This window comes from Streptomyces griseoviridis, from assembly GCF_005222485.1.
Classification (GTDB): domain Bacteria; phylum Actinomycetota; class Actinomycetes; order Streptomycetales; family Streptomycetaceae; genus Streptomyces; species Streptomyces hintoniae.
This window is the reverse complement of sequence record NZ_CP029078.1, coordinates 5,677,965-5,696,333: the sequence shown is the minus strand read 5'-3', so window position 1 is coordinate 5,696,333 and position 18,369 is coordinate 5,677,965. Positions and strand designations below refer to the sequence as shown.

At 71.0% G+C, this 18,369-nt stretch carries 13 protein-coding genes; 9 read left to right on the top strand and 4 right to left on the bottom strand.

Annotated elements, in window-relative coordinates:
* The first annotated feature begins 27 nt into the window (after positions 1-27).
* The 4 genes from DDJ31_RS24720 to DDJ31_RS24705 all read left to right on the top strand — a co-directional run bounded on the left by DDJ31_RS24720 (position 28) and on the right by DDJ31_RS24705 (position 6,147).
* Positions 28-1,413, top strand: coding sequence for a class II fumarate hydratase (locus tag DDJ31_RS24720; protein ID WP_127178182.1), 1,386 nt, complete (start codon positions 28-30; stop codon positions 1,411-1,413).
* Positions 1,414-1,497: 84 nt separating this feature from the next.
* Positions 1,498-2,202, top strand: a complete 705-nt coding sequence (gene fomD, locus DDJ31_RS24715; RefSeq protein WP_127178183.1) for a cytidylyl-2-hydroxypropylphosphonate hydrolase — start codon at positions 1,498-1,500, stop codon at positions 2,200-2,202.
* A gap of 292 nt (positions 2,203-2,494) precedes the next feature.
* Entirely contained in the window at positions 2,495-4,570 is a 2,076-nt protein-coding gene (locus DDJ31_RS24710; protein ID WP_127178184.1) for a SpoIIE family protein phosphatase, read from the top strand.
* Positions 4,571-4,683: 113 nt separating this feature from the next.
* On the top strand, positions 4,684-6,147 hold the full coding sequence (locus DDJ31_RS24705; protein WP_127178185.1) for a catalase: 1,464 nt from the start codon (positions 4,684-4,686) through the stop codon (positions 6,145-6,147).
* 61 nt (positions 6,148-6,208) lie between these two features.
* Here the strand turns inward: DDJ31_RS24705 and DDJ31_RS24700 are convergent, their stop codons facing one another.
* Positions 6,209-8,569 (bottom strand): transglycosylase domain-containing protein, encoded by a 2,361-nt coding sequence (locus DDJ31_RS24700; RefSeq protein ID WP_127178186.1) that lies wholly within the window; start codon positions 8,567-8,569, stop codon positions 6,209-6,211.
* A gap of 285 nt (positions 8,570-8,854) precedes the next feature.
* On the opposite strand from DDJ31_RS24700, the gene DDJ31_RS24695 reads away from it, so the two are divergent.
* The 5 genes from DDJ31_RS24695 to DDJ31_RS24675 all read left to right on the top strand — a co-directional run bounded on the left by DDJ31_RS24695 (position 8,855) and on the right by DDJ31_RS24675 (position 13,752).
* Positions 8,855-9,799, top strand: coding sequence for an SPFH domain-containing protein (locus tag DDJ31_RS24695; protein ID WP_127178187.1), 945 nt, complete (start codon positions 8,855-8,857; stop codon positions 9,797-9,799).
* Positions 9,796-10,098 carry a hypothetical protein gene (locus DDJ31_RS24690; protein ID WP_127178188.1) on the top strand — a complete coding sequence of 101 codons (303 nt, stop codon included), beginning with the start codon at positions 9,796-9,798 and terminating at the stop codon, positions 10,096-10,098. Before DDJ31_RS24695 ends, DDJ31_RS24690 begins: the two co-directional genes overlap by 4 nt.
* A gap of 116 nt (positions 10,099-10,214) precedes the next feature.
* The gene (locus tag DDJ31_RS24685) at positions 10,215-10,739 is read left to right on the top strand and encodes a PadR family transcriptional regulator (RefSeq protein ID WP_127178189.1); all 525 of its coding nucleotides are present in this window, start codon (positions 10,215-10,217) and stop codon (positions 10,737-10,739) included.
* Positions 10,736-11,425, top strand: coding sequence for an ABC transporter ATP-binding protein (locus DDJ31_RS24680; protein ID WP_127178190.1), 690 nt, complete (start codon positions 10,736-10,738; stop codon positions 11,423-11,425). Before DDJ31_RS24685 ends, DDJ31_RS24680 begins: the two co-directional genes overlap by 4 nt.
* Positions 11,422-13,752, top strand: coding sequence for an ABC transporter permease (locus tag DDJ31_RS24675; protein WP_127178191.1), 2,331 nt, complete (start codon positions 11,422-11,424; stop codon positions 13,750-13,752). The genes DDJ31_RS24680 and DDJ31_RS24675 overlap by 4 nt, the downstream gene beginning before the upstream one ends.
* Before the next feature lie 262 nt (positions 13,753-14,014).
* On the opposite strand, the gene DDJ31_RS24670 is transcribed toward DDJ31_RS24675, so the two are convergent.
* The 3 genes from DDJ31_RS24670 to DDJ31_RS24660 form a co-directional block, all read right to left on the bottom strand.
* A complete protein-coding gene (locus tag DDJ31_RS24670) occupies positions 14,015-15,481 on the bottom strand; it encodes an AI-2E family transporter (RefSeq protein WP_127178192.1) in 1,467 nt (488 codons plus the stop codon).
* Between the two features lie 145 nt (positions 15,482-15,626).
* Positions 15,627-16,340 carry a lytic transglycosylase domain-containing protein gene (locus DDJ31_RS24665; protein WP_127178193.1) on the bottom strand — a complete coding sequence of 238 codons (714 nt, stop codon included), beginning with the start codon at positions 16,338-16,340 and terminating at the stop codon, positions 15,627-15,629.
* A gap of 428 nt (positions 16,341-16,768) precedes the next feature.
* On the bottom strand, positions 16,769-18,094 hold the full coding sequence (locus DDJ31_RS24660) for a PhoH family protein (protein ID WP_127178194.1): 1,326 nt from the start codon (positions 18,092-18,094) through the stop codon (positions 16,769-16,771).
* Positions 18,095-18,369 lie beyond the last annotated feature (275 nt).

Genomic DNA, 18,369 nt, shown 5'->3' with positions numbered 1-18,369 from the left:
CGGGCCGCGCCGTTCGCTGTACAGGTCATGAGCGACTACCGCATCGAACACGACTCCATGGGCGAGGTCCGCGTCCCCGCCGACGCCAAGTGGCGGGCCCAGACGCAGCGTGCCGTCGAGAACTTCCCGGTCTCGGGGCAGCGGATCGAACGGGCGCACATCGAGGCGCTGGCCCGCGTCAAGGGCGCGGCGGCGAAGGTGAACGCGGAGCTGGGGGTGGTCGACCGGGAGATCGCGGAGGCGATCCAGGAGGCGGCCGACGAGGTCGCGCAGGGGCGTTGGGACGACCAGTTCCCGGTGGACGTGTTCCAGACCGGGTCAGGTACCTCGTCCAACATGAACACCAACGAGGTGCTGGCCACCCTGGCGAGTGAGCGGCTCGGGCGGGACGTCCACCCGAACGACCATGTGAACGCCTCGCAGTCGTCCAACGACGTCTTCCCGTCGTCGATCCACATCGCCGCGACCGCCGCCGTCACCCGTGATCTCGTGCCGGCCCTCGAACACCTCGCCGCCGCCCTGGGCCGGAAGGCGGAGGAGTTCTCCGACGTGGTGAAGTCGGGGCGCACCCATCTCATGGACGCCACGCCGGTGACCCTCGGTCAGGAGTTCGGCGGGTACGCGGCGCAGGTGCGGTACGGCGTGGAGCGGCTGCGGGCGTCGCTGCCGCGCCTCGCCGAGCTGCCCCTGGGCGGCACCGCGGTGGGCACCGGCATCAACACCCCGCCCGGTTTCGCCGCGGCCGTCATCGCGGAGGTGGCCCGCGCCACCGGGCTGCCGCTGACCGAGGCGAGGGACCACTTCGAGGCGCAGGGCGCGCGGGACGGCATCGTCGAGACCAGCGGGCAGCTGCGGACCATCGCGGTCGGCCTGACGAAGATCGCCAACGATCTGCGGTGGATGGCGTCGGGGCCGCGCACCGGCCTCGCCGAGATCGCGCTGCCCGATCTCCAGCCGGGTTCGTCGATCATGCCGGGCAAGGTCAACCCGGTGATCCCCGAGGCGGTCCTGATGGTCGCCGCGCAGGTCGTCGGGAACGACGCGACGGTCGCCACCGCGGGCGCGGCGGGCAACTTCGAGCTGAACGTGATGCTGCCGGTGATCGCGAAGAACGTGCTGGAGTCGGTGCGGCTGCTCGCCAACGTGTCGCGGCTGCTGGCCGACCGGACCGTGGACGGGATCGTGGCGGACCGGGAGCGGGCCCGTGAGTACGCGGAGTCGTCGCCGTCCGTCGTCACCCCGCTGAACAGGTACATCGGGTACGAGGAGGCGGCGAAGGTCGCCAAGAAGTCGCTCGCCGAACGGCGGACGATCCGTCAGGTCGTCCTGGACGGAGGGTACGTGGAGCGCGGCGACCTCACGGTCGAGCAGTTGGACGAGGCGCTGGATGTCCTGCGGATGACACGCCCGTAACCGGACGCGAACCTTTCGCGTGGACCGGCCTGAACCGTGACGCGGACCGCAGCGTCGTATGCCGCAGGCACCTAATATCTGTGCATGGCAGACGGTGGAGCGGTACGCGGGGACGCGAAGCGGGTGACAGCGGGCGGTCCGACGGGTTTCTGGGACCCCGGGAGTCAGATCCTGTGGCGTTACCGGGAGAACGGCGGCCCGGGGATCCACATCGCGCGCCCGGTCACCGTCGTGCGCGACGACGCCGATCTCCTCGCCGCCTGGATGGCCCCCGGGACCGAGTGCGTCAAGCCGGTGCTCGCCGATGGCACTCCCGTGCACCAGGAACCTCTGGAGTCCCGGTACACCAAGCCGCGCGCGGTCCAGCGCGACCACTGGTTCGGCACCGGGGTGCTGAAGCTCGCCAGACCGGGTGAGCCCTGGTCGGTGTGGCTGTTCTGGGACCCGGGATGGCAGTTCAAGAACTGGTACGTGAACCTGGAGACGCCGCTGACCCGTTGGGACGGTGGGGTGGATTCCGAGGACCATTTCCTGGACATCACGGTGCAGCCGGACCACAGTTGGGACTGGCGCGACGAGGACGAGTTCGCGCAGGCCCGGCGGGACGGTCTGATGGACGAGGCGCAGGCCCGGCGGGTGCGGGAGGCGGGACACGCGGCCGTGGAGGTGATCCACGCCTGGGGCCCGCCGTACAGCGAAGGATGGCAGCACTGGCGCCCCGACCCCTCGTGGGCTGTACCGTCACTCCCGGAGGACTGGGACCGTACGCCCGCGCACGTGTCCACATGAGACCCTTGATGCGCCCCCGGTCCACAACCGTAGGATCGTCCTCCGCAAGGGCGCACAGCAGCAACTCCCGGAGCATGCGCTGGGCTTGGCCGATCGTCACCGAGGGGCGGCAGGACGTGAGCGAGGGGTACGAGGACACCGTTGCGAGCCGCAGACGGTTCGTCGGCGGCACAGGAAGCACCTCTGACCACGCGGGAATTCCGTTCCTGGGGCACGTATTCCGGGTATCGGCAACACTGCGGGACGAACCGCGCGCACGGCGCGCAGCCCCGGACGGACGGATTCGACACGCGTGACGGAGCACCCCATCTCCTTCGAGCGCCCCCAGCCGGGCGTCGACCCCGCGGACCCACGCGGGGCGCTCCTGCGCACCCCGGCGCCCGCGCCCGCCTCCCCGTCGGGCGCCTTACCCGCGCAGGCACGCGCGGGCGAGACGCCGTCGACACCGGAGACGGCGGTGCCGTGCGGCAAGGGCATGAGTCAGGCCGGCACGGACTCGGAGCACTCGCAGCCGGACGCGGCGGAGCCGGACACCCACCGGCCGCGTCCGGCACCCGAGGGCATCCCCTCGCAGCCGGGCACCGAGAACGAGCGGCCGCCGGTGCTGGGCGGCGGTGAGCGCCGGTCGGGCCAGGGACTGCCGCCGGGACAGCCGACACCGATGCGGCGCGACGGCGACCGGCTGCGCTTCGTGGGCGCCGCGACCCGGCGGATCGCCCGCGGCATCGACCTGGACGAGATCGTCATGGGCCTGTGCCGGGCGACCGTCCCGACGTTCTCGGACGCGATCCTGGTCTACCTGCGCGATCCGCTGCCGGTCGGCGACGAACGGCCCACGGGGCCGTTGCTGCTGCGGCTGCGCAGGACCGACCGCATACCGGCGGAACGGGACACCGACGGCGGTTTCGCGCCGGTCCTCCAGCCCGAGCCATCGGAGCTGGAGACGGTCGGCAACGAACTGTGCGAGGTGCGACCCGGCAGCGCCCTGGCCGAGGTGCTGCGTGGAGTGCGTCCGGTGTTCACCGACGCCCCGGCGGCCCGCGCGGCCCTGCCCGAACTGCTCGGCGAGGGAGGCGAGTTCACCGTCCCGTCCGGACAGCGCGCGATTCTCGCGCCGCTGCGCGGCCGGCGCCGGGTGATCGGTGCCGCGCTGTTCCTGCGCCGCCCCGAGCGCATCGCCTTCGAGGCGGACGATCTGCTGGTCGCCGCCCAGCTGGCGACGCACAGCGCGCTGGGCATCGACAAGGCGGTGCTCTACGGCCGCGAGGCGTACATCGCCGACGAGCTGCAGCGCACCATGCTGCCGGAGAACCTGCCGCGCCCGACGGGTGTCAGGCTGGCCTCCCGCTATCTGCCTGCCGCCGAGACGGCCCGGGTGGGCGGCGACTGGTACGACGCGATCCCGCTGCCCGGCAGCCGGGTCGCGCTGGTCGTCGGTGACGTCATGGGTCACTCCATGACCTCGGCGGCGATCATGGGCCAGCTGCGCACCACGGCGCAGACCCTGGCCGGTCTCGACCTGCCGCCGCAGGAGGTGCTGCACCACCTGGACGAGCAGGCCCAGCGGCTGGGCAGCGACCGCATGGCGACCTGCCTGTACGCGGTGTACGACCCGGTCTCGCACCGGATCACCATCGCCAACGCCGGGCATCCGCCGCCCATCCTGCTCCATCTGGGTGGTCGGGCCGAGGTGCTGCGGGTGCCGCCCGGCGCCCCGATCGGTGTCGGCGGGGTCGATTTCGAGGCCGTCGAGCTGGACGCGCCGGCCGGGGCCACCCTGCTGCTGTACACGGACGGGCTGGTGGAGTCCCGGCTGCGGGACGTCTGGACCGGAATCGAACAGTTGCGCGAGAAGCTCGCCGCGACCGCACAGCTCACCGGACCCGACCACCCGCCGCCCCTCGAAGCGCTCTGCGACGAGGTGCTCGACATGCTCGGCCCCGGCGACCGGGACGACGACATCGCGCTGCTCGCCGCCCGCTTCGACGGGATCGCGCCGAGCGACGTCGCGTACTGGTTCCTGGAGCCGGAGGACGCGGCTCCCGGGCGGGCCCGCCGGCTGGCCCGCAGGGCGCTGTCCCGGTGGGGCATGGAGGATCTGAGCGACTCGGTGGAGCTGCTGGTCAGCGAGGTCGTGACGAACGCCGTCCGGTACGCGTCACGGCCGGTCACCCTGCGGCTGCTCCGCACCGACGTGCTGCGCTGCGAGGTCGGCGACGACGTGCCGCAGCTGCCCAGACTGCGCCAGGCACGCGCCACCGACGAGGGCGGCCGTGGCCTGTACCTGGTCAACAAACTGGCCAGACGGTGGGGTGCGACACGGCTGAGCACCGGGAAAGTGGTGTGGTTCGAGCTGAACCGGAACTAGCTCCGGAATTGGAGCCGATCCAAAAGTTGCCGACATCATGTTGGAGGCGTTGACTGCTGGGGTACCCGGAACGACCTGACCCGATCCCCTCTCCGGATGAACGGGAGACACTCGTGACGCAGGCACCCCGGCATGATCCGTACACGACGACCAACGCGGGCATCCCCGTGGAGAGCGACGAGCACTCGCTCACCGTCGGGGCGGACGGCCCGATCCTGCTCCAGGACCACTACCTCATCGAGAAGATGGCGCAGTTCAACCGGGAGCGGGTACCTGAGCGTGTGGTCCACGCCAAGGGAAGTGGCGCCTACGGCGTCTTCGAGGTGACGAACGACGTCAGCCAGTTCACCAAGGCGGACCTCTTCCAGCCCGGCAAACGGACCGAGATGCTCGCGCGCTTCTCGACCGTCGCGGGTGAGCAGGGCTCGCCCGACACCTGGCGCGACCCGCGCGGCTTCGCGCTGAAGTTCTACACCGAGCACGGCAACTACGACATGGTCGGCAACAACACCCCGGTCTTCTTCGTCCGGGACCCGCAGAAGTTCCAGGACTTCATCCGCTCGCAGAAGCGACGGGTGGACAACGGCCTGCGCGACCACGACATGCAGTGGGACTTCTGGACCCTCTCGCCCGAGTCCGCGCACATGGTGACGTGGCTGATGGGCGACCGGGGCATCCCGAGGTCGTACCGGCACATGAACGGCTACTCGTCGCACACCTACATGTGGGTGAACGGCGGCGGGGAGCGGTTCTGGGTCAAGTACCACTTCAAGACCGACCAGGGCATCGAGTTCCTCACCCAGGCCGACGCCGACCGGCTGGCCGGGGAGGACCCCGACCTGCACCGGCGCGACCTGTTCGACTCCATCGACCGCGGCGAGCACCCGACCTGGACGGTGTACGTGCAGGTCATGCCGTTCGAGGACGCGCCCGGCTACCGGTTCAACCCGTTCGATCTGACGAAGGTGTGGCCGCACGGCGACTACCCGCTGATCGAGCTGGGCCGGATGACTCTGAACCAGAACCCCGAGGACTACTTCGTCCATATCGAACAGGCCGCGTTCGAGCCGTCGAACCTGGTGCCTGGCATCGGCCCGTCGCCGGACAAGATGCTCCTCGGCCGGCTGTTCTCCTACCCGGACACGCACCGCTACCGCATCGGCGCGAACTACACCCAGCTGCCGCCCAACCGGCCGCACTCCCCGGTGAACTCGTACGCCAAGGACGGCGCGATGCGCTACGAGCCGGCCCGGGTCGGCGCCCCGTACGCGCCCAACTCGTACGGCGGCCCGGCGGCGGACGTCGGACGCTTCGGTGACGTCGCCGGCTGGCAGGCGGCGGGCGAGATGGTGCGGGAGGCGTACGCCCTGCACAGCGAGGACGACGACTTCGGCCAGGCCGGCACCCAGGTCCGCGAGGTCCTGGACGACGCGGCCCGCGACCGGCTGGTCACCAACATCACCGGCCACCTCAAGGACGGCGTCTCGGCCCCGGTGCTGGCCCGTGCCATCGAGTACTGGCGGAACGTCGACAAGGACCTCGGCGCCCGCGTGGCGAAGGAGCTCGACGCCGGCTGATCACGGACGGCACGCGGAGGGGCGCCCGGCACTGTGCCGGGCGCCCCTTCGTGTCGGGCCGCTACTGCTCGTTGTTCGGGTTCAGGGGGTCGTCCGGGATCTCCTCCGTCGGGGTCTGGCTCGGGGTCTGGGACGGGGGTGTGGTCGTCGGGGTCTGGGACGGGGTCTGGGACGGCGTCTGCGACGGTGTCTCGCTGGGCGGCGACGAGGTGTCGCTCGGGGACTCGCTCGGCGTCTGGCTCGGCGTCTGGGACGGCGTGTCGCTCGGGGTCGGCGCCTGGGACGGCTGGACCGCCGCGCCCTGCGTGGTGTCCAGGTCGAACCGGGCGTTCTTCGACGACACCCCGAAGGTGTACATCGCCCAGATCTGCGCCGGGAAGCCACCGCCGTTGACGCGCGGCACACCGCCCGCCTTGTACATCGAGACCTGCGCGTACGTCTTGTGGTCCTCGCCGAACAGGCCGACCGAGGTGACCAGGTCGGGGGTGAAGCCGGTGAACCACGCCGAGCGGTTCTCGTCGGAGGTGCCGGTCTTGCCGGCGACCTTGCGGCCGTCGCGCTCGGTGTTGTCGCGCACCGACACCTTGGCCGTACCGTCGTCGACCACGCCCGTCAGCACCGAGGTGACGGAGTCGGCTGCCTCGCGGCTGATGATCTGCTTACCGATCGGGTCGGGCAGGTCGACCGTGCGGGTGCTGCTCTCCGCCGACTTGAGGATGGTCGGTGTGACCTTCTTGCCGTGGTTGTCGAGGGTCGCGTACACGCCCGCCATCTGGAGCGGGCTCGCGCCCATGGTGCCGAGGGTCTGCGCGGGCACCGACTTCAGCTCGGCGGTGTCCATGCCCATCTGGCCGGCCACCTTGAGCACCTTGTCCATGCCGACGTCCACGCCCATCTGCGCGAAGACGGAGTTCACGGACTTGTTCATGGCCGTCTGGACGGTGACGTCGCCGTAGCTGGCGTCGTCCTCGTTCTCCGGGGCGAAGCCGACCTTCACGCCGTTGTCGACAACCGGGCGCTTGCTCGTGCCGTCGTACAGGGTGTTGGCGTCGATCTCCTTGCCGTCCTGGGTCTTCGCGGCCTCGTCGAAGGCGGCGGCCAGGATGACCGGCTTGAAGGTCGAGGCCGGCTGGTAGTCGACCCGGGTCGCGTTGCTGCGGAAGTGCTTGTAGTAGTCCTGGCCGCCGTACAGCGCGACCACCGCGCCGGTCTTCGGGTCGACGGACACCGCACCGGCCTGGACGTCCGCGTCGACGTCGCGCTCCTTCGGGTCGAGCTTGCTGGTCAGCTGCGTCTTCGCGGCCTCCTCCAGCGCGGCCTGCCGCTTCTTGTCGATGTTCAGCGTGATGTTCCAGCCGCCCGCCTTGACCATCGTCACGGCGTCGTTGACGTTGTCGGCCGTGCCCTGCGCGACGAGCTGCCTGGCCAGCTGGTTGTTGGCCGCGTCGACCAGGTAGCCGACCTGGCCGCCCATCCCGGGCGCCGCCTTCGGGTCCTTGGGGACCGGGAACGTCATCGACGTCCGCTTGCCCTGGTCGAGCCAGCCCTCCTCGACCATGTTGTCGAGGACGTAGTTCCAGCGTTCCTTCACCAGCTTCTTACCGGTCTCGGAGGCGGAGGCCCAGTCGTACTGGCTCGGCGCCTGGAGCAGCGCGGCGAGGTACGCGCCCTGCTCGACGGTGAGTTCGTCGGCGTCGACGCGGTAGTAGGCCTGCGCGGCGGCCTGGATGCCGTAGGCGCCGCGGCCGTAGTAGCTGGTGTTGATGTAGCCGGCCAGGATGTAGTCCTTGGACTTCTCCCGGTCCAGCTTCAGCGAGATGACCAGTTCCTTGAGCTTGCGGGTGACGGTCTGTTCCTGCGTCAGGTAGTAGTTCTTGACGTACTGCTGGGTGATCGTCGAACCGCCCTGGGCGCCCCGGCCCGCGACCGTGTTGAGCAGACCGCGCGCGGTGCCCCTGAGGTCGACACCGGCGTCCTTGTAGAAGGTCTTGTTCTCGGCGGCGACGAAGGTCAGCTGGACCTTCTTGGGCACCTTCGCCAGGTCGACGACCTCGCGGTTGCGCTGCCCGTCGCGGGTCATCAGGGTGCCGTCGCTGTACTTGTAGACGTTGCTCTGGAGCTGGGCGTCGGCGTTGCCCTCGGGTATGCCGATCATCATGTAGAGCGCGATGAAGGCGCCCATGCCCAGCAGGCAGAGCCCGAGCAGCGTCCCGACGACCTTCTTCCAGGTGAACATCCGGCGTATCAGGCTCCTGCCGTCCTTGCCGGCCTTGCCCCTGCCCTTGCTCCGGCCCTTGCCCTGTGCCGCTCTCCGGGCCTCGGCCCGGCCCCCGACGCCGGGGGCGTGGGTCCCGGACGGTTGTGGAGGCGCCGCGCGATGGCCACCGCGCTGTCGCGCTCGTCTCTCATCCGCGCGTCCCATTGGTCCGTTCCGCTCCGCTTCGCTCAAGTGTGCTCAGAAGTCACACAGCTTCGCCGCCAAGGTCAGCTCAGAAAGCTAACACCGCCAGTTATGGCAAAGGTCCGGTGATCCGGCCTTTTGCGGACGTGACAATCAGCACCCGTCCCCAAGGAACCGACGGCCGAGAGGCGTGAAGGGTTGCCCGGCAGGGTAAAGTGATATCAGTTAGCTAGAACCGCGATAGGCGCGGAACGAGACAGGCGGCGCCGGGCGGACAGCCCGGCGCCTGACGAACGGGGGACCCGCATGTCCGTGCACGACAGCGCACCGGAGACCACCACCGCCGACGTACCCGAGATGCCCGAACCCCGCGTGCGGGAGGTCGCCGCGCACAGCATCGGCGGCGGGCTCGCGCTGCTCCTCGGCCTGGTCGGGCTGCTGGTCGGGGTCGGCGTGACCATAGCGGCCACCGCCGTCTCCTCGGCCGGCGGCAAGGCCCTGCTCATCATCGGCGGCATCCTCATCGCGCTCGCCTCCTTCATCGCGATGTGCGGCCTGAACACGGTGGCGCCGGGCGAGGCACGGGTCGTCCAGCTCTTCGGGCGCTACCGGGGGACGATCCGGCAGGACGGGCTGCGCTGGGTGAACCCGTTCACCTCGCGCACCAAGATCTCCACCCGGGTGCGCAACCACGAGACCGCCGTCCTCAAGGTCAACGACGCCTACGGCAACCCGATCGAGCTGGCCGCGGTCGTGGTGTGGAACGTCCAGGACACCGCGCAGGCGGTCTTCGAGGTCGACGACTTCCTGGAGTTCGTCTCCACCCAGACCGAGGCGGCCGTGCGGCACATCGCCATCGAGTACCCCTACGACGCCCACGACGAGGGCGGGCTCTCGCTGCGCGGCAACGCCGAGGAGATCACCGAGAAGCTCGCCGTCGAACTGCACGCGCGCGTGGAGGCGGCCGGCGTGCGGATCATCGAGTCGCGCTTCACGCACCTCGCGTACGCTCCCGAGATCGCCTCGGCGATGCTCCAGCGGCAGCAGGCCGGAGCGGTCGTGGCGGCCCGGCGGGAGATCGTGGAGGGAGCGGTCGGCATGGTCGAGGCGGCGCTCGCCCGGATCTCCGAGCGGGACATCGTGGAACTGGACGACGAGCGCAAGGCGGCGATGGTGTCGAACCTGATGGTCGTGCTGTGCGGCGACCGCGCCCCGCAGCCGGTCCTGAACACCGGGACGCTCTACCAGTGACGGATCCCTCCGACATCCCCGCGGCCCCCGCGACCCCCGAGTCGGCCGGGGCCGCCGGGGCCGCGCCCGGGAAGCGCCGGCCGCAGCAGCGCAAGCAGGTGCTGCTGCGGCTGGACCCCGCGGTCCACGACGCGCTCGCGCGGTGGGCGGGCGACGAACTGCGGTCGGCCAACGCGCAGATCGAGTTCCTGCTGCGCAGGGCCCTCAAAGAGGCCGGCCGACTGCCGGGCGAGGTGGGCCCGCTGCCCCGCAGGGGGCGCCCGCCCGGCGACCCGGGCACCGGATCGCCGTCCGCCTGAATCGGCTGTTGCCGAACCCTGACAAACGCCACTGACCTGCGGTTTCATGCCCCTCTCCGCCAACTGGACACCCCGGGTATACACCGTGGGTATACACACTGTGTAGAGTCCTGGCCATGTCCATTGGTCACACCCTTCTGGGGCTCCTGGAGTCCGGCCCGCGACACGGTTACGACCTGAAGCGGGCCTTCGACGAGAAGTTCGGTCACGACCGGCCGCTGCACTACGGCCAGGTCTACTCGACGATGTCGCGCCTGCTGAAGAACGGTCTCGTCGAGGTCGACGGCATAGAGGCGGGCGGCGGACCCGAGCGCAAGCGGTACGCGATCACCGAGGCCGGCGTCACCGACGTCGAACGGTGGCTCGCGACCCCCGAGGCGCCGGAGCCCTACCTCCAGTCGACCCTGTACACCAAGGTCGTCCTCGCCCTGCTCACCCGGCGCGACGCCGCCGACATCCTCGACACGCAGCGCTCCGAACACCTGCGCACGATGCGCGCGCTGACCGAGCGCAAGCGCCAGGGCGACCTCGCCGACCAGCTGATCTGCGACCACGCCCTGTTCCACCTGGAGGCCGACCTGCGCTGGCTCGAACTGACCGCGGCCCGGCTCGACAAGCTCCGCGCGGCGGTGACGGCATGACGCACCCGACCGGTTCCCTGCTCACCGCCGTCGACCTGCACAAGGCGTACGGCCCCACGGTCGCCCTCGACGGCGCCGAGTTCTCCATCCACCCGGGCGAGGTCGTCGCCGTCATGGGCCCCTCGGGGTCGGGCAAGTCGACGCTGCTGCACTGCCTCGCCGGGATCGTCCCGCCCGACTCCGGGTCGATCCGCTACAACGGCCAGGAAATGGCCACCATGACCGACGCCCAGCGCAGCGCGCTGCGCCGCTCGGAGTTCGGGTTCGTCTTCCAGTTCGGCCAGTTGGTGCCCGAGCTGACCTGCGTCGAGAACGTCGCGCTGCCGCTGCGGCTGAACGGCACCCCGCGCAGGACCGCCGAGCGCGCCGCGCTCTCCTGGATGGAGCGCCTGGAGGTCGACGGCCTCAAGGACAAGCGGCCCGGCGAGGTCTCCGGCGGCCAGGGCCAGCGGGTGGCGGTGGCCCGCGCGCTGGTCACCGACCCCCGGGTGATCTTCGCCGACGAACCCACCGGCGCCCTCGACTCCCTCAACGGCGAACGCGTGATGGAGCTGCTCACCGAGGCCGCGCGGACGACCGGGGCCGCCGTGGTCCTGGTGACCCACGAGGCCAGGGTGGCCGCCTACTCCGACCGCGAGATCGTCGTGCGGGACGGCAAGTCCCGGGACATGGAGCGCGCGGTATGAACGTGCGGCAGTGGTCGAGGGACCTGTCCCTGGGCGTCAGATTCGCCTTCGGAGGAGGGCGCGAGGGCTGGGTCAGGGCGCTGCTCACGGCCGTCGGCGTGGGGCTCGGGGTGGCGCTGCTGCTGCTCACCACGACCCTGCCGACCGCGCTGTCCGTCCGGCACGACCGGGAGCGGCAGCGCGCGGACTTCACGTACATCTTCGAGGCGACGAAGCCGGCCGACGACACCCTGGTGATCGCGGACAACGACACCGAGTACCGCGGTGCCGACATCCGCGGCCGGGTGATGGAACCGGAGGGCGCCAAGGCGCCGCTGCCGCCCGGTCTCGACGCGTTCCCGGCCACCGGCGACATGGTGGTCTCGCCCGCGCTGAAGAAGCTGCTCGACTCCCCCGACGGGACGACGCTGCGCGCCCGGCTGCCCTACCGGGTGAGCGGCACCATCACGGAGAGCGGCCTGGTCGGCTCGCAGGAACTCGCCTACTACGCGGGCGCCGAGGACCTGGCGAGCCGGATCGACCCGCCGCACGTGGCCCGGATCGACCACTTCGGCAGCCCGAGCCGGGGCGAGGAGAGCGATCCGGTGATGACGCTCCTGATCCTGGTGGTGTTCGTGGTGCTGCTGATGCCGGTCGGGGTCTTCATCGCCGCCGCCGTGCGCTTCGGCGGCGAGCGCAGGGACCGCAGGCTCGCCGCGCTGCGGCTGGTCGGCTCCGACAGCCGGATGGTGCGCCGGATCGCGGCGGGCGAGGCGATGGCGGGGGCGCTGCTCGGCCTCGCGTTCGGCGCCGGGTTCTTCCTGATGGCCCGTCAACTGGCTTCCACCGTTGAGGTGTTCGGGATCAGCGTGTTCCCGAGCTACCTGACCCCCGCCGCCGCCCTTGTGGTGCTGGTGGCGGTGGCCGTCCCGGCGGCCGCGGTGGGCGTGACGCTGCTCGCGCTGCGCGGGGTCGTCATCGAACCGCTCGGTGTGGTGCGGACGGCGAAGCCCGCCAGGCGCCGGCTGTGGTGGCGGCTGCTGCTGCCGGTGGCTGGTCTCGCGGCGCTCGCCCCGATGATCGGCAAGGGGGAAGGCGGTGGGGACTTCAACCAGTACCTGGTCGTGATCGGCGTCCTACTGCTGCTCGTCGGGGTCACCGCGCTGCTGCCGTGGTTCGTGGAGACCGTCGTCGGCCGCCTCGGCCATGGCGCCGTCTCCTGGCAACTGGCCGTCCGCAAGCTCCAGTTGAGCGGCGGTTCGGCGGCCAGGATGGTCAACGGCATCGCGGTGGCGGTGGCCGGCGCGATCGCCCTCCAGATGCTGTTCGCCGGGGTGGACGCCCAGTACAGCAAGTGGACCACCAACGACCTGACCCGCGCGCAGATGCAGATCAAGGTCACGGACTCGGCGCCGGTGACCAGGATCGCCGACGCCATGCGCGACACCGAGGGCGTGCGCAAGGTCGTCTCGGTCGCCGACGCCGAGGTAGGCGACGGGCGCGTCGAGCCGAAGCACAGCGCGCAGGTGAGCGTCGGCGACTGCGCGTCGCTGCGCGAGGTGGCCGTCCTGCCGTCCTGCCGCGAGGGTGACGTCTTCTACGTGGCGGACACCGCGGACCAGACCGATACCCGGACGCTTCTGAAGTCGCGGAAGCGGCTCTACCTGAACCCGTCGTGGGGGAGCGACGACCAGGTCGCCCCGGCCGCCTGGCGGCTGCCGAAGGAGCTGAAGCAGGCGCGGACCCGGGTGGACCCGACCGGCGCGGAGCGCAGCGGGTTCCTGCTCACCAGGAGCGCCGTGCCGAGCGGCGCCGAGGCCGGGATCCGCGGGGTGGTCTACCTGTCCCTCGTCCCGGGCGCGGCGGACGCCCAGGAGCAGGTGCGCAACACGGCCGCCGGGATCGACGTCCTGCTGACCCCGGAGACGCTGGTCTCCAAGGAGCGCACGGCGGAGTTCCGTTCGCTGCGCACCGGGCTGTTCGTGGGCGCGGCCTGCGTGCTGGCGCTGATCGGCGCGAGCCTCCTGGTGGGGCAGCTCGAACAGCTGCGGGAGCGCAGGAAGCTGCTGTCGTCGCTGGTCGCCTTCGGCACCCGGCGGCGCACGCTCGGCATGTCGGTGCTGTGGCAGTCGGCGGTGCCGGTGGGGCTCGGTCTCGTGCTCGCCTGCGCGGTCGGGCTGACGCTGGGCACGGTGCTGCTGAAGATGGTCGGCGCGCAGGTGCGGATCGACTGGACCGGGGTGCTGGCGATGACCGGCTTCGGCGCGGCGATCGTCATGGGGGTGACCCTGTTCAGCGTGCCGCCGCTGCTCAAGCTGATGCGGCCGGACGGGCTGCGCACCGAGTAGCGCCCGGTGACACGGGAATCGGGCCCCTCCCCCACCCCGGGGAGGGACCCGCTCGGATGTCGGCGGAGCCGCGACCGGACGGGGCGGGGCGGGGCCAGGCTCGGCGAGGGCGCCGAGCGGCTCGGGGGCGGCGGGTCCGGTCGCGGGCCGGGGCGGGGATGTGCGAGGCGCGCGGTGCGAGGCGCGCGGTGCGAGATGCGCGATGCGAGGCGCGAGGCGCGCCACGAGCCCGCCGGGGCGGCCCCGCGTACGCGCCCGACTCCTACGACGGGCCTCCCGTGCCGCCAGCCCCCTTGCCGCCGGCCCCCGTGCCGCCGTCGCCCTGACCGCCGTCGCGGTCACCGCCGTCCGGCGTGCCGGTGGGGGTGCCGTCGGCGGGGGTGTCGGCGGGGGCCGGGCTGGCGCCCGCGGGGGTGTCGGGCGGGGCCGAGCCGGCCGTCGCGGGCACCGCGGGCTGACGGCCCGCCGCGTCGGCGACACTCTGGTCGTGGGCGTACGCCCGCAGATAGCCGACCACCGTGTTGGTGACCGCCACCAGCGGCACCGCGACCACCGCGCCGCCGATGCCCGCGATCATGCCGCCGCCCGCCACCGAGAGCACCACGGCGAGCGGGTGGACGCGGACCGCGCGGCCCAGGATGAACGGCTGGAGCACATGGCCCTCGATCTGCTGCACCGCGAGGACCACCACGAGCGTCATCACCGCGGTGAACACGCCCTGCGTCACCAGCGCCACGACGACCGCGAGGGCGCCCGAGGCGACCGCGCCGACCAGCGGGATGAAGGAGAACAGGAAGATGAAGACGGCGAGCGGGACGGCCATCGGCACATTGAGGAAGTAGATGCCGAGGCCGATGAAGATGGCGTCGATGAGAGCCACCAGGACCGTGCCGCGCACATAGGCGGTCAGCGTGCGCCAGGCGCGCGGACCGGCGCCCGCGACACCGGGACGGGCCGCGGCGGGCACCAGCTTGAGCGTCCATCCCCAGATGCGCCGGCCGTCGTAGAGCAGGAAGAGCGTGGAGAACATCGTCAGCAGGATGCCGGTGAGCGCCTCGACGACGACCTGGACGCCTTCGAGGCCCGCGGACGTTATCTGGTCGGTGTTGGCGCCGATCGCGTCGCGGAGGTTCTTCGCGATCTGGTTGATCTGCTTGTCGGTGACGTGGAAGGGGCTGTTCAGCAGCCACTTGCGGAGTTCGTCGATGCCGTCCTGTATCTGGTCGGACAGGGTGTCGATGTTCTCCATGACCTGCCAGGTCACGAACCAGCCGATCAGCCCCATGACGACGAAGCCGGAGATCGCGGTGAGCGCGGTGGCGAGGCCGCGCGGCACGCCGTACCGGCAGAGCCTGGCCACCGTCGGGTGGAGCAGCGCGGTGATCAGCAGGGCGGCGACGAAGGCGAGGACCAGGAGCTGCACGGCGCTGATGACCCGCATCAGCACCCAGACGGTGCCCGCGAGCACGAGCAGCCGCCAGCCGGCCTCGGCGGCGACCCGCACCCCCCAGGGCACGGCGTGCGCGGGGTCGGGGCGGGAGACCACGACGGAAAGCACCTCGGTCGCGTGCTCCCTGGCTCCGCCGCCGTGGCCCCGGGACGACGAGGGGCGGGCGGTGCCGCCCTCGTCGTCCTCCCGCTCGGCCTCGGCGCGGCGCTCGTCGAGCCGTTCACTCATCTCGGTCAGTCGGTTGCCGACCTGACCGAGCCACCCTGGCACTCTCGACATGATGCGTCCTCTTCCCCCGTCTTTCCCCGCCACTCCCCCCGGAGCCGTTGCGTGTCCGACCGTACAGGGCGGCAGCCCCTCCCCCTAGGACGGGGAGGGGCTGCCGGGGTGGAGATGAGGGGCCGCGGGAGAGCGGCCGCCGGTACTAGTACCAGTTGTTCGCCTGCCAGAAGGACCACGCGTCGCACGGGCTGCCGTAGCGGCCGTCCATGTAGCTGAGGCCCCACTTGATCTGGGTGGCCGGGTTGGTCTGCCAGTCGGAGCCGGCGGACGAGTACTTGGAGGCGGGGAGCGCCTGGAAGAGACCGTAGGCCCCGGAGGAGGCGTTGGTCGCGTGCATGTTCCAGCTGGACTCGTGGTTCACGATGTTGCTGAAGCACTGGAACTGGCTGCTCGGCACCATCTGACGGGCCATCGCCTGGATCTGGGCCACGGTGTACGAGCTCTGCGGGGTGAAGCTGGAGGCGTCACGCGTGGCGTTGCGGGCGGCTGCGGCCTTGGCCTCGGCACGCTCCTTGGCGTCCTTGGCGGCCTTCTCCGCGGCCTCCTTCTTCGCGACCGCGGTCTTGGCGGCTTCCTTGCGGGCCGCTTCCTCCGCGTCCTTCTTGGCGGAGGCGTCCGCCGCGATGGCCTGTGTCTCGGCCTGCTGCGTCAGGGACGCGGTCTGCACCTGGGCCTGCTGACCCGCGGGTATGTCCGCGAGGAGCGTGGCGTCGGCAGCCGTTGCCTCGGCGTCGTTGTTCTGCGCGACGCTGCCCGAGGCAACACCGACGACGCTTCCGACAGCGGTGACCGCGGTGGCCGAGGCCACTGCGAATCCCCGGACCGAAATCCGGCTCACACGGTTTCCTTCCAGCATCGCCCGCTTCGGTGACCGTGGCGGACGCAATCGTGCCCCTGGCGCTGGCCTCCGTACTGCGGGGTCACGGGAGGCGCGGACCCGGTGGGCAACTCCCGTGACGGGAGCGCCGCGTGGTGCTCGGGCGGCATACGACGACGCTGTGGAGTTGGCGGTGGTGCGTGGGGATGCCGTACCTCTCCGCGCCGTGCCGGTGCGGGGCATCCCCAGGGTTACCTGTGTGTCGTATGCGGGGCCTGACAGGAAGGAGACTCTGCCGTACGGCAACACCGGGAGGCAATTCCGAGTTGAGTGTGAAAGCTCACAGCCCGTTTGGCCCACGGCATTTCGAGAAACGCTCACGCGCGAAGACGCCGCCCGGCTAGGCTCACTGCCTTTGCCGGACGGCGCCAACCGTCGGGTAACCGGCCCTTATTGGGCGGTGCCTGTCAGATCTGCACGTCCTCCAGCATTTCGGTCACAAGGGCGGCGATCTGGGACCTCTCGGACCTGGTCAGGGTGACGTGCGCGAAGAGCGGATGCCCCTTCAGCTTCTCGACGACGGCGACGACTCCGTCGTACCGGCCGACCCGGAGGTTGTCGCGCTGCGCCACGTCGTGGGTGAGGACCACCCGCGAGTTGGCGCCGATCCGGGAGAGCACGGTCAGCAGGACGTTCCGTTCCAGCGACTGCGCCTCGTCCACGATGACGAACGCGTCGTGCAGCGAGCGTCCGCGGATGTGGGTGAGCGGCAGCACCTCCAGCATCCCGCGGGCGGTGACCTCCTCGATGACCTCGCGGCTGGTGACCGCGGACAGCGTGTCGAAGACCGCCTGCGCCCAGGGGCTCATCTTCTCGGCCTCGGAGCCGGGCAGATAGCCCAGATCCTGCCCACCCACCGCGTACAGCGGCCGGAAGACCATCACCTTCTTGTGCTGACGGCGCTCCAGGACCGCTTCGAGGCCCGCGCAGAGCGCCAGCGCCGACTTTCCGGTGCCGGCCCGGCCGCCCATCGACACGATCCCGATGTCCGGGTCGAGGAGCAGGTCGAGCGCGATGCGCTGCTCGGCGCTGCGGCCCTTGATGCCGAACGCCTCGCGGTCGCCGCGCACCAGCCGGATGCCGCCCTCGGGGGTGACCCGGCCGAGCGCCTTGCCGCGCTCGGACTGGATGGTCAGCCCGGTGTGCACGGGGAGGTCCGCGGCCTCCGGCAACTGCACCTGGCCTTCCTCGAAGAGGATGTCGACCTGTTCGCCCGGGAGCGTCAGTTCGGACATGCCCGTCCAGCCGGAGTTCTCCGTGATGGCGAGTTCGGCGCGGTACTCCTCGGCCAGCAGGCCGACCGAGGACGCCTTGATCCGCAGCGGGAGGTCCTTCGACACGACGGTGACGTCGAAGCCCTCCGCCTGGAGGTTGCGGGCGACCGCGAGGATGCGGGAGTCGTTGTCCCCCAGGCGGTAGCCGCTGGGCAGCACGCTGGGGTCCGAGTGGTTGAGCTCGACACGGACCGTCCCGCCCAGCTCCCCGATCGGGATGGGCGCGTCGAGGCGCCCGTAGCGCACCCGGTAGTCGTCGAGCAGCCTGAGCGCCTGCCGGGCGAAGTAGCCGAGTTCGGGATGGTGCCGCTTGGCCTCCAGCTCTGTGACCACGACGATCGGGAGCACCACTTCGTGCTCCTCGAACCGGGTCAGGGCGTTGGGATCGGCCAGCAGGACGCTGGTGTCGAGAACATAGGTGCGCCGGTCGGTCTTGTGGCGCTTTGCGCTGGTCACCACGGAAGGACGTACCCCCTCGGATGAGGTCGGGGAGCGACGGAGTGGAGTGCCGGGTCCGGCTGGGCGGGACGGATCCCGACCGGTCGACGGCCGCCTCGCACGGGCCGGGGACCGGCCCTCCACTGCTTCTTCCGTGCCGACGCACGGTCGGGCTGGTGCAAAGGGCCTCCCGGGCGGACGGCCCCGTGCCGTCCGCTGAGATCCGACACCCGTGGTTCGGGCGTCGACCTGCCAGGGTTATGCCCTCGAACGCGCGTGACCATGCCACAGCACAG

Bases quoted from the DNA above. Each gene is read 5' to 3' on its own strand.
- DDJ31_RS24720 (WP_127178182.1), top strand. From the start codon at position 28: ATGAGCGACTACCGCATCGAACACGACTCCATGGGCGAGGTCCGCGTC.
- fomD (WP_127178183.1), top strand. From the start codon at position 1,498: ATGGCAGACGGTGGAGCGGTACGCGGGGACGCGAAGCGGGTGACAGCG.
- DDJ31_RS24700 (WP_127178186.1), bottom strand. From the start codon at position 8,569: ATGGGACGCGCGGATGAGAGACGAGCGCGACAGCGCGGTGGCCATCGC.
- DDJ31_RS24695 (WP_127178187.1), top strand. From the start codon at position 8,855: ATGTCCGTGCACGACAGCGCACCGGAGACCACCACCGCCGACGTACCC.
- DDJ31_RS24685 (WP_127178189.1), top strand. From the start codon at position 10,215: ATGTCCATTGGTCACACCCTTCTGGGGCTCCTGGAGTCCGGCCCGCGA.
- DDJ31_RS24680 (WP_127178190.1), top strand. From the start codon at position 10,736: ATGACGCACCCGACCGGTTCCCTGCTCACCGCCGTCGACCTGCACAAG.
- DDJ31_RS24675 (WP_127178191.1), top strand. From the start codon at position 11,422: ATGAACGTGCGGCAGTGGTCGAGGGACCTGTCCCTGGGCGTCAGATTC.
- DDJ31_RS24670 (WP_127178192.1), bottom strand. From the start codon at position 15,481: ATGTCGAGAGTGCCAGGGTGGCTCGGTCAGGTCGGCAACCGACTGACC.
- DDJ31_RS24665 (WP_127178193.1), bottom strand. From the start codon at position 16,340: ATGCTGGAAGGAAACCGTGTGAGCCGGATTTCGGTCCGGGGATTCGCA.